Raw genomic sequence first — 9423 nt, forward strand, 5'->3', positions numbered from 1 at the left:
GGTTCAGACCTTATAAATGTGTGGTTGCGCCAGCGGCAGCGTAATTCTGGTAACTGTCCATCGTTTTGGCGATCTGCGAAATCTTGCTGGCGTAGGCCGGGTCGGTGGCGTAACCGGCTTTTTGCAACTCGCGTACAAACTGTTCCGGGTTGTCGGCCGATTTCACAACTTCTTTATAGCGATCATTGCTTTGCAACAACGTCACGAGGTCGTGGAAGCTGTCTTGGTACGAGTTGTAGGAACGGAACTGCGCCGTTTCCTTGACCATCGCCCCATCGCGAAACTCGCTGGTGATCGCCCGTGCCTGACCGCCCTGCCAGCTCTGGCCGGCCTTGATGCCGAACAGGTTGTGGCTGCTGCTGCCGTCTTCGGCGCGCATCACCGATTTGCCCCAGCCGGTTTCAAGCGCGGCCTGGGCCACCAGGTACTTCGGATCGACGCCAATGCGTGCGGCGGCGGCCTTGGCCATCGGCAGCATGGTGGCGACGAATTCGTCCTGCGAGCTGAAGGCCTTCTTCGCCGGCGCCAACGGTGGCTGGGCCACGGCGCGACCGTAGACCTGCATGCGGTCATTGCGCACGGCCACGCTGCGCGCGGTGCTGTTGACCACGTTGTCATCGGCGGCGCTGTTACGCAGCGGCGCAGCCTTTGGTGCGGTAGTCGCGTCGGTGCTTGGCACGATGCCAGCCAGCAGGCGGTCGGTGAGTTTGCTCGGCAACGAAATACGGCGCTGGTTCATCAGTTCCACATCGTTGCTATGAGCGCCAGCGGCGCCCGCCTGGGGTTCCGCCACGCGATAAGCCCACAGCGGCCGCTGGCCATTGGAGCGGCCCAGTGGCCCTTCGGCCTGGGTACCGGCGGCAATTTCCGTGGGCACATCGGCCTTCTTCACCGCCTCAGCTGTCGCCGGGCCTTGCAAAGTGGCAGCCTGGGCCTCCACCGGTTTGTTCTTTTGCATCTGGCGCATCAGCACGTCGGCCAGGCCGATACCACCGCCCTCGCGAGACATCGAAACCGCCAGTTGCTGGTCGTACATTTCCTGGTATTGCTTGGCCGCTGGCGTGTTCATCGGGTTGTCTTTGCCCAGGGCCTCGGTGGCCGAACGCATGGACTTGAGCATCTCGCTCAAGAACAACGATTCGAACTCCTGCGCCACCTTGCGCATGTTGCCTTCGCTGTCTTTGTCGGCGCCGACCTTGAGCTGGTTAAGCCGGTTCAAGTCGGAGTAAGACCCCGAGTCCGCCGTGCTGCTGATCCCGCTCTTGCGCATATCCATAGCCATGGCCTCAGATCACGATCAGGTCGGCTTGCAAGGCGCCGGCCTGTTTCAATGCTTCGAGGATCGCCATCAAGTCGCCGGGCGCTGCGCCCACCTGGTTCACCGCGCGGACAATCTCGTCCAGGGTGGTGCCGGGGCCGAACTTGAACATCGGCTTGGCTTCTTGCTCGGCGTTGACACGCGAGCGCGGCACCACGGCGGTCTGGCCATTGGACAACGGCCCAGGCTGGCTGACGATCGGGTCTTCGGTGATGGTCACAGTCAGGCTGCCGTGGGTGACCGCCGCTGGCGACACCTTGACGTTCTGGCCGATCACGATGGTGCCGGTACGCGAATTGATGATGACTTTGGCCACCGCCTGGCCAGGGTCGACTTCGAGGTTTTCCAGGATCGACAGGTAGTCCACGCGCTGGCTTGGGTCCAGCGGCGCAGTCACGCGGATCGAGCCGCCGTCGATGGCCTGGGCCACGCCAGGGCCAAGCATGTCGTTGATCTTGTCCACCACGCGCTTGGCGGTGGTGAAGTCAGAGCGGTTGAGGTTCAGGGTCAGGCTGTTGCCCTGGTTGAAACCGCTCGGCACAGTGCGTTCCACCGTGGCACCGCCAGGGATTCGCCCGGCCGACGGCACGTTCACGGTGATCTTCGAACCGTCGCGACCTTCGGCGTCAAACCCACCCACTACCAGGTTGCCCTGGGCGATGGCGTAGACGTTGCCGTCGATACCTTTGAGCGGGGTCATCAACAGGGTACCGCCGCGCAGGCTCTTGGAGTTACCGATGGACGACACCGTGATATCCACCACCTGGCCTGGCTTGGAAAACGCCGGCAAGTCGGCACTGATGGACACGGCCGCGACGTTTTTGAGCTGCACGTTGCCGGAGCCCGCCGGCACCTTGATGCCGAACTGGGACAGCATGTTGTTGAAGGTCTGCAGGGTGAACGGGGTCTGGGTGGTCTGGTCACCCGTACCGTTGAGCCCCACCACCAGGCCGTAGCCGATCAACTGGTTGGAACGCACGCCAGAGATGCTGGCGATGTCTTTCAGGCGCTCGGCCTGGGCGACGGCGCTCAAGGACAGCAAGAGTACCGCTGCCATCAGCTGTTTGAGGTTCAAAGTGGCCACCTAGAAAGGGAACAGCGGGCTGAGGAAGAAACGGTCGAGCCAGCCGGGCTGGCTTGCATCAGCAAAAGCACCGGTACCGGAATAGGTAATGCGTGCATCGGCAATACGCGTAGAAGGCACGGTGTTGTCCGTGGAAATATCATCGGCCCGAACCATGCCGGCAATGCGCACCAACTCGTCACCGGTGTTGAGCGTCATCCACTTCTCGCCACGTACGGCAATGATGCCGTTGGGCAGTACGTCAGCGACTGTCACGGTAATCGAACCCGTCAAGCTGTTGCCCTGCCCCGCCGCACTCTTGCCGTCGGTCGCGCGCGAGCCGCTGTAACCGGCGTTCAGAGTCAGGTCACCATCGCTCAACGGATTGTTAACGTTGGGCACTGCGCCAAACAGCGAGGTCAGGCCCAGGTTGGCGGTGCTGTTCTTGCCGACCTGAGAGTTGGCGTTCTTGCTGGCCTGGGTACGCTCATTCAAGGTGATGGTGATGATGTCACCGACCCGGAACGCCTTGCGGTCGCTGTACAGGTTCTGTTCGAAACCGGCCTGGTAGATCGAGCCATTGTTGGCCGCCGCCGGCAACGGTGTGCGAGGCAACACCGGCGCGTAGTACGGGTCATTGGGCTTTGGCGTCGGGGCGACACAGCCCGCCAGCACGGCGATCCCACTCAGTGCCAAAACAGAAACGTAGCGATTCATGACCCTAACCTCACGGTGTTGCAGGCGCCCTCAAGAGCGCCCCTTAGACTTGATTACAGATTCTGCGTGACGAACGAGAGCATCTGGTCGGCGGTGGAGATCACCTTGGAGTTCATCTCGTAGGCGCGTTGAGTGGTGATCATGTTGACCATCTCTTCAACGGTGCTCACGTTCGAGGTTTCCAGGGTGCTTTGCAGCGTGGTACCGAAACCGTTCAGGCCAGGGGTGCCGATTTGCGGCGCGCCGCTGGAGGCGGTTTCCAGGAACAGGTTGTTGCCCATGGCTTGCAGGCCGGCCGGGTTGATGAAGTCGGCGGTTTGCAGGTTGCCAATCACTTGCGAGGCGGGGTTGCCGGCCACGGTGATGGACACGGTGCCGTCGTTGCCGACGGTGAAGGTCTTGGCATCGGCAGGCACCACCACGGCTGGCTCCAGGGCGAAACCGTTGGCGGTGACGATCTGGCCGTTGGAGTCCAGGTGGAAGGTACCGTCACGGGTGTAGGAGGTAGTGCCATCCGGTTGCAGGATCTGGAAGAAACCCCGGCCGTTGATGGCCATGTCCAGCGGCTGGCCGGTTTGCTGCAGGTTACCGGCGCTGAAGTTCTTCTGGGTGCCGACGATCTGCACACCGGTACCCAATTGCAGGCCCGACGGCAGTTCGCTGTCCTGGGTGGACTGGGCGCCCGGCTGCTTCTTGATCTGATAGAGCAGGTCCTGGAACTCGGCGCGATCACGTTTGAAACCCGTGGTCGATACGTTGGCCAAGTTGTTGGAAATGGTGGTCAAGTTGGTGTCCTGGGCGGACAGACCGGTTTTGGCAACCCATAGAGCCGGAAGCATGGTGTTCTCCTCTGTGCGCCTGTTTGTTGGCGCGACATCACAAATTAGTTAGTGGGCTGCAATCAGCTGATCTGCATGACGCGCGTCATGGCCTGGTCGTCTTCCTTCGCGCTGTTCATCATCTTGATGTGCAGCTCGAACTGCTTGGAAAGCGCCAGCACCGCCGTCATTTCTTCCACGGCATTGACGTTGCTTGCCTGCAAAAAGCCCGAGGTCAGCTTGACGTTCGCATCGGCCTGGGCTGGTTGGCCATCCTTGGTGTGGATGCTGCCATCCAGGCCTTTGGTCATATTCTTCAGGTCGGGCTGGACCAGTTTGATGCGGTCCACTTCCGCCATCACCCGCGGGCCTTCGCCCATGGCACGGATGCTGATGGTGCCATCGGCGCCCACTTCGATTTTTTGCTGGGGCGGCACGGCAATCGGGCCGCCGTTACCCATGATCGGCATGCCGTTGCCGGCGCGCAGCACGCCCAGTGCGTCAACGTTCATGCTGGCGCTGCGCACGTAGGCTTCGCCGCCATCCGGGGTCTGCACGGCCATCCAGCCGTCGCCGCTGACGGCCACGTCCAGGTCACGGCCGGTTTCGATCATGGCGCCAGGGGTGAAGTCGGTGGCTGGGCGTTCGGTGAGGGCAAAGGCCCGCGCCGGAAAGCTGTCGCCGAACACCGGCATCGAACGCGCCTGTTCCAGGTCACGTTGAAAACCGTTGGTGGAAATGTTCGCCAGGTTGTTGGCATGGGCCTTCTGCGCCAGAGCATTCTGGCTGGCGCCGGTCATTGCCACATAAAGGTACTTGTCCACGCTCTTTCCTCTTTCTGACGGACGCTTGCCGCCCACCGCTGTACTGAGGAGGCTTAAGCAATTTGCGAACCAACTTTTTGAAATAGGGCGAAGTGCAAGCGGGGCAAGGGTTTGCGGGTGGGTGACGGGAAATGGGCGCGGGGTGAGAGTCGAAAAAACGGCGGACTACTGCCGCTGGCGGCAAGCAGTAGTCTCATTGGCGACGAAGATCCAATGTGGGAGCGGCGGTGCGACGATTCGACTTGCTCGCGAATGCGGTGGATCAGTCACCTGATGTGTTGGATGACACACCGCTTTCGCGAGCAAGCCCGCTCCACATTTTTGACCCAGTTGTGTCAGGGGATTATTTGTCGGCCTTGAGGATTTCGTAATCCCGCAGTTTGTTGGCAATAGTGGTGTGGGATACGCCCAAGCGTTTGCCGAGCTGCCGACTGCTTGAGTGCTCTGCATACAGGCTTTCCAACACCGCCTTTTCAAAGCGACCGACGATTTCGTCCAAACCCCCTTCCAGCGAAAAATCGCCAAGCGGCTGACGCACGCCATAATCGGGCAAACGAATATGCTCAGCCTTCACCGTTCCGCCGTCGCACAACGACACCGCCTGGAACAGCACGTTTTCCAGCTGCCGCACATTGCCCGGCCAGTGGTAGTGGCTGAGCTTGTCCATGGCCGCAGGCGCGAGTTTGGGCAGCGGGCAACCAATCTGCCGGCTGGCTTGGTCCAGGAAGTGCTCAACCAACGGCGCCAGCCCGTCCAGGCATTCACGCAGCGGCGGGATATGCAGGGACAGCACGTTAAGGCGGTGATAGAGGTCCTGGCGAAACTCGCCACGGGCGCACAGTTCGGACAAATCCACCTGGGTCGCACAGATCACCCGCACATCCAGGTACACCTCTTCGTCACTGCCTACACGACGGAAGCAGCCGTCTTGCAGAAAGCGCAGCAGTTTCACCTGCAAACGCGCACTCATTTCCCCTACCCCATCGAGAAACAACGTACCGCCCGCCGTCAGTTCCAGCAGCCCCAACTTGCCTTCGGCCCGCGCCCCTTCAAAGGCGCCAGGCCCATAGCCGAACAGCTCAGTCTCGGCCATCGACTCCGGCAAGCCCGCACAATTGAGCGCCATCAAAGGTGATTGCCCACGGGGGCTGGCCAGGTGGCAGGCGCGCGCCAGCAGTTCCTTGCCGGTGCCGGTTTCGCCTTCTATTAATAGAGGTGCATCCAACGGCGCCATGCGCCGGGCTTCACGCACTACGGCCGCCATGACCTTGGAGCTTTGGAAGATGCTGTCAAAGCCGCGCAGCTCCTGCTTGCGCACGTTGTAGATACGCTCGCCCACGCGATCGGCGCGGTGCAGGGTCAATACGGCGCCGGCCATGGCTTCGCTGTCATCGTGCTCGGAGGATTGCAGCGGCGCGATGTCCGCCAAGAACACGTCACCTTTGACTTTGACCCGCAGGCCATTGATGCGCGACTTGCTCGCCCGTACCAGCTCCGGCAGGTCGAAATCTTCGGCGTAGCGCGACAGCGGAATGCCCGGCACCTCGTCCACCCGCACACCTAAAAGCTGCGCCGCCGCACGGTTGGCGGCGACGATGGAACCCCCCATGTCGATGGACAACACCGGAAATTCCAGAGCGCCCAGCAGCGCATTGAGCTCCATATGGCGCCGCTCGCTGGGCATCAGCCCTACCCTTTTGACGCCAAACACCCCGGCGATCGCTTCAAATTGCGGGCGCAGCGCCTGGAACTGCATGTTCACCAGGTTCGGGCAAAACAGGTAGATGGCATTGCCATGCTCACCGCCGACCTCACCCTTGGCGACGTTGACGCCGTACTCCACCAACAGGTTGAGAATGTCCCGCAGGATGCCGATGCGGTTCTGGCAGTGCACTTTGATACGCATGAAGAGGCCCGAAAAGTAGGGAGGCGCCGCGTCTTTTTGCCGCTGGGCGCAGATAGTCGTCAAGATTATGTGACAGCTTATGACCTTTTCCCAGCCCAGCGTCGCGACAGGCCGTGCAATCGTAACGAATTCTTTACGAAAATCGGTACATTTTCCTACAAGCCACCGCCAAAACCGGATGGAATCTCCCGCCCATCGGGGTATCAATAGGTGCATCCCAGGACATAACAAGAACGAATGCCTAGCAGGAGAGCCGTATGAAGCAGACGCACTACGTGGCCCGCGAGCCCGATGCGCAAGGTTTTATCCACTACCCGCCCGAAGAACACGCGGTGTGGAACACCCTGATCACGCGCCAGTTGAAAGTGATCGAAGGCCGCGCCTGCCAGGAATACCTCGACGGCATCGACAAGCTCGGCTTGCCCCACGACCGCATCCCGCAACTGGGTGAGATCAATAAGGTGCTGGCCGACACCACCGGCTGGCAAGTCGCCCGTGTACCGGCGCTGATCCCCTTCCAGACCTTCTTCGAACTGCTTGCCAGCAAGCAATTTCCGGTGGCGACTTTTATTCGCACCCGCGAGGAATTGGACTACCTGCAAGAGCCGGATATCTTCCACGAGATCTTTGGCCACTGCCCCTTGCTGACCAACCCCTGGTTTGCCGAATTCACCCACACCTACGGCAAGCTCGGCCTGGCGGCCACCAAGGAGCAGCGGGTGTACCTGGCGCGGCTGTACTGGATGACCATCGAATTTGGCCTGGTGGACACGCCCCAAGGCCGGCGCATCTACGGTGGCGGCATTTTGTCGTCGCCCAAGGAGACGGTGTACAGCCTGTCCTCCGAGCCCGAGCACCAGGTGTTCGACCCACTGGAAGCCATGCGCACGCCGTATCGCATCGACATCCTGCAACCGCTGTACTTCGTACTGCCCAACCTCAAGCGCCTGTTCGAAGTGGCCCAGGAAGACATCATGGGCATGGTCGAGCGTGGCATGCAGCTGGGTTTGCACGCGCCAAAATTTCCACCAAAACCCAAAGCAGCCTAACCCTCGATTTTCAACGCCAGGTGAGTCTGTTCCCTGGCCCCGCGTTGCTTTAGGGTGACGCTACTGACCTTCATCTACTCGAATTCAGGACATTTGCACATGACCACCTTGAACCAAGCCCACTGCGAAGCCTGCCGCGCCGATGCCCCGCAGGTCAGCGATGAAGAATTGCCGGTCCTGATCAAGCAGATCCCCGACTGGAACATCGAAGTACGCGACGGCGTGATGCAGCTGGAAAAGGTTTTTTTGTTCAAGAACTTCAAGTTCGCCCTGGCCTTTACCAACGCCATGGGTGAAATCTCCGAAGCCGAAGGCCATCACCCAGGCCTGCTCACCGAATGGGGCAAGGTCACCGTGACCTGGTGGAGCCACTCCATCAAGGGCCTGCACCGCAATGACTTCATCATGGCCGCACGCACCGACGACGTAGCCAAGGACGCCGAGGGCCGCAAGTAATGCATTTCGACGCCATTACCCGTGTGCCCGGCGACCCGATCCTGGGCCTGATGGACCTGTATGCCCAAGACAGCAACCCGAACAAATTCGACCTGGGCGTGGGCGTTTATAAAGACGACCAGGGCCTGACGCCGATTCCCCATGCAGTGAAGCTGGCCGAACAGCGCCTGGTGGACACCCAAGCCACCAAGACCTATATCGGCGGCCACGGCAATGCAGCGTTCGGTACGCTGATCAGCGAACTGGTGCTGGGCGCCGATTCTGCGCTGATCCGTGCTCGCCGTGCCGGCGCCACGCAAACCCCGGGCGGTACCGGTGCCTTGCGCCTGAGCGCCGACTTTATCGCCCATAGCCTGCCCGGCCGTGGCGTATGGTTGAGCAACCCGACCTGGCCGATCCACGAAAGCATCTTCGCCAAGGCCGGGCTCAAGGTCAGCCACTACCCCTACGTGGGCGCGGACAATCGCCTGGACGTGGCAGCGATGCTGGCGACCCTGGCCACCGTCCCGCAAGGCGACGTGGTGTTGCTGCACGCCTGCTGCCATAACCCGACCGGTTTCGACCTGTCCCAGGACGACTGGCGCCAGGTGCTGCAGATTGTGAGCGAGCGCCAGCTGCTGCCACTGATCGACTTCGCCTACCAAGGCTTTGGCGACGGCCTGGAGCAAGACGCCTGGGCGGTGCGTTTGTTTGCCAGTGAACTGCCGGAAGTCCTGGTCACCAGTTCCTGCTCGAAGAACTTCGGCCTGTACAGCGACCGTGTCGGCGCGCTGATCGTGTGCGCGGCGGATGCCGAGAAGCTGACGGATGTGCGCAGCCAACTCGCCAATATCGCGCGCAACCTGTGGTCTACGCCGCCGGATCACGGTGCGGCGGTGGTGGCGACGATCCTCGGTGACGCCGAGCTGAAAACGCTATGGAGCGGTGAAGTCGAAGCCATGCGCTCGCGGATCGCACAACTGCGCTCCGGGCTGGTGGAGGCCTTGGCGCCCCACGGGCTGGCTGAGCGGTTTGCCCATATTGGCGAGCAGCGCGGGATGTTTTCCTATACCGGCCTGAGTGCCGAGCAGGTCAAGCAACTGCGCGAAAAGCACAGTGTGTATATGGTGAGTTCGGGGCGGGCCAACGTGGCAGGCATCGATGCGACGCGCCTTACATTGCTCGCCACTGCAATTGCCGACGTCTCCAACTGACGAAACCGAATCAAAACTGTGGGAGCGGGCTTGCTCGCGAATGCGGTAGATCAGTCACCTGATGTGCTGGATGACACAC

The 9423-nt window shown here is 61.2% G+C and carries 9 protein-coding genes; 3 read left to right on the plus strand and 6 right to left on the minus strand.

What is annotated here, in order from left to right:
* Positions 1–10: 10 nt before the first annotated feature.
* From flgJ to DYL59_RS28930, 6 genes are all read right to left on the minus strand, one after another.
* Entirely contained in the window at positions 11–1282 is a 1272-nt protein-coding gene (gene flgJ / locus DYL59_RS28905; protein WP_135292211.1) for a flagellar assembly peptidoglycan hydrolase FlgJ, read from the minus strand.
* 4 nt (positions 1283–1286) lie between these two features.
* On the minus strand, positions 1287–2375 hold the full coding sequence (locus DYL59_RS28910) for a flagellar basal body P-ring protein FlgI (protein WP_135292217.1): 1089 nt from the start codon (positions 2373–2375) through the stop codon (positions 1287–1289).
* 27 nt (positions 2376–2402) lie between these two features.
* On the minus strand, positions 2403–3098 hold the full coding sequence (flgH, locus tag DYL59_RS28915) for a flagellar basal body L-ring protein FlgH (protein ID WP_135292212.1): 696 nt from the start codon (positions 3096–3098) through the stop codon (positions 2403–2405).
* Positions 3099–3151: 53 nt separating this feature from the next.
* A complete protein-coding gene (gene flgG, locus DYL59_RS28920) occupies positions 3152–3937 on the minus strand; it encodes a flagellar basal-body rod protein FlgG (protein WP_005790105.1) in 786 nt (261 codons plus the stop codon).
* A 62-nt stretch (positions 3938–3999) separates the two neighbouring features.
* The gene (locus DYL59_RS28925; RefSeq protein ID WP_135292213.1) at positions 4000–4740 is read right to left on the minus strand and encodes a flagellar basal body rod protein FlgF; all 741 of its coding nucleotides are present in this window, start codon (positions 4738–4740) and stop codon (positions 4000–4002) included.
* Positions 4741–5083: 343 nt separating this feature from the next.
* A complete protein-coding gene (locus DYL59_RS28930; protein ID WP_135292214.1) occupies positions 5084–6646 on the minus strand; it encodes a sigma-54-dependent transcriptional regulator in 1563 nt (520 codons plus the stop codon).
* Positions 6647–6903: 257 nt separating this feature from the next.
* Here DYL59_RS28930 and phhA point away from each other — a divergent pair, with 257 nt between their 5' ends.
* The 3 genes from phhA to DYL59_RS28945 all read left to right on the plus strand — a co-directional run bounded on the left by phhA (position 6904) and on the right by DYL59_RS28945 (position 9344).
* Positions 6904–7695 (plus strand): phenylalanine 4-monooxygenase, encoded by a 792-nt coding sequence (phhA, locus tag DYL59_RS28935; protein ID WP_135292215.1) that lies wholly within the window; start codon positions 6904–6906, stop codon positions 7693–7695.
* A gap of 99 nt (positions 7696–7794) precedes the next feature.
* On the plus strand, positions 7795–8151 hold the full coding sequence (locus DYL59_RS28940) for a 4a-hydroxytetrahydrobiopterin dehydratase (protein ID WP_105523117.1): 357 nt from the start codon (positions 7795–7797) through the stop codon (positions 8149–8151).
* Positions 8151–9344, plus strand: coding sequence for an amino acid aminotransferase (locus tag DYL59_RS28945; RefSeq protein ID WP_135292216.1), 1194 nt, complete (start codon positions 8151–8153; stop codon positions 9342–9344). The genes DYL59_RS28940 and DYL59_RS28945 overlap by 1 nt, the downstream gene beginning before the upstream one ends.
* Positions 9345–9423 lie beyond the last annotated feature (79 nt).

The sequence above is a fragment of the Pseudomonas kairouanensis genome, from assembly GCF_004682055.1.
In the GTDB taxonomy this organism is placed as follows: Bacteria; Pseudomonadota; Gammaproteobacteria; order Pseudomonadales; family Pseudomonadaceae; genus Aquipseudomonas; species Aquipseudomonas kairouanensis.